We start from the raw sequence: 1,329 nt of genomic DNA, 5'->3' as shown, positions 1-1,329 counted from the left end.
GGTTCTTCGCAGACTGGCGTGAAAGCGAAGTAAGATTAGGAAGAGACAGGATAGAGAAACGGCGGTAAATCCGAGTAAGCTGATATTCACCACAAACGTCTGCTCACGGATACCGCCGTTGCCATGGATGCTACCCCGCTCTGCCTGTTCTGGAAAGGTTTCACCGTCGCTCACCACACTTTTCTGGATGAGCAAACGCTACGCCTCACGCTGGCCCCTGATGACCGTGTCCCACCGGTCTGCAGCGGCTGTGACCACGCCTGCTTCCTCGTTCATGACGTGCACCATCGTCGTGTCCGTGAAGCCCCGTTGCTGGTCTACCGGGTCGAGCTGGAGGTGCCGGTACGCCGTCTACGCTGCCCCGTCTGTGGCCCGACACGGGAGCGTATCGACTGGTTGCCGGGGCGCTCACCGGTCACCACCACGTTGCGCCAGTGGGTGGAGCGCCTGGTCACGTTGCTGCCGATTCGGCATGTCGCCGACCTGATCGGCTTGCACTGGCATACCGTCAAGACCATCGACAAGCAGCGTCTGCAGCGCGACCTGCCGGCACCTGACCCGAGTCGGTTACGGCGACTGATGATGGATGAGTTCGCCCTGCACAAGGGGCACCGCTACGCCACGGTGGTCGCCTGCGCCGACACCCAGCAGGTGGTATGGGTGGGCGAAGGCCGCTCCCGCGAGGCCATCCGGCCGTTCTTCGAATGGCTGGGCGAGGCGCGTGAACAGATCGAGGCGGTCGCCATGGACATGAACTCAGCCTTTGATGCAGAGGTGAAGGACCAGTGCCCCAATGCCGAGGTGGTCTACGACCGCTTCCATGTGGTGGCCAAGTACGGACGCGAGGTGATGGACCGGGTACGCGTTGATCAGGCCAACCAACTGCGCGACGACAAGGCCGCTCGCAAGGTCATCAAGGGAAGCCGCTGGCTACTGCTGCGCAACGCCGACAACCTCAAGCCCGAGCAGGCGGTCAAGCTGGAGGAGCTGCTGGCAGCCAACGCGTCATTGAGCACGGCCTATGTGCTCAAGGACCAGTTGAAGACCCTGTGGTTTGCCGACGACGAGGCTACCGCCCGAAGCGCCTGGCAGGAATGGTACGACATGGCCACCAGCAGTGGCATCGAGGCTCTGGTACGCTTCGCCAAGCGACTGGCCCCATACCTTGAAGGGATCCTGTCCAGTGCCCGGCACCGGCTAAATACCAGCGTGCTGGAGGGCATGAACAACCGGATCAAGGTCATGAAGCGGATGGCTTACGGGTACCGCGACACGGAGTACTTCTTCCTGAAGATCCGTGCCGCGTTTCCCGGCAAAATGCGATGAACC

General features: G+C 61.9%; 1 protein-coding gene. It reads left to right on the top strand.

Annotation, left to right across the window (positions count from 1 at the left end):
* The first annotated feature begins 123 nt into the window (after positions 1 to 123).
* Complete coding sequence (locus tag DER72_RS15970; RefSeq protein ID WP_219983333.1) at positions 124 to 1,326, top strand: ISL3 family transposase; 1,203 nt, start codon at positions 124 to 126, stop codon at positions 1,324 to 1,326.
* The last annotated feature ends 3 nt before the right edge of the window (positions 1,327 to 1,329 follow it).

This window comes from Halomonas sp. A11-A (genome assembly GCF_003182195.1).
GTDB classification, from domain to species: Bacteria; Pseudomonadota; Gammaproteobacteria; order Pseudomonadales; family Halomonadaceae; genus Halomonas; species Halomonas alkalicola.
The sequence above is the reverse complement of the archived record's forward strand: the minus strand, read 5'-3'. Positions and strand labels throughout refer to the sequence as shown.

What these genes read in the sequence shown, in the direction of transcription:
- DER72_RS15970 (WP_219983333.1), top strand. Translation starts at nt 124, where the DNA reads ATGGATGCTACCCCGCTCTGCCTGTTCTGGAAAGGTTTCACCGTCGCT.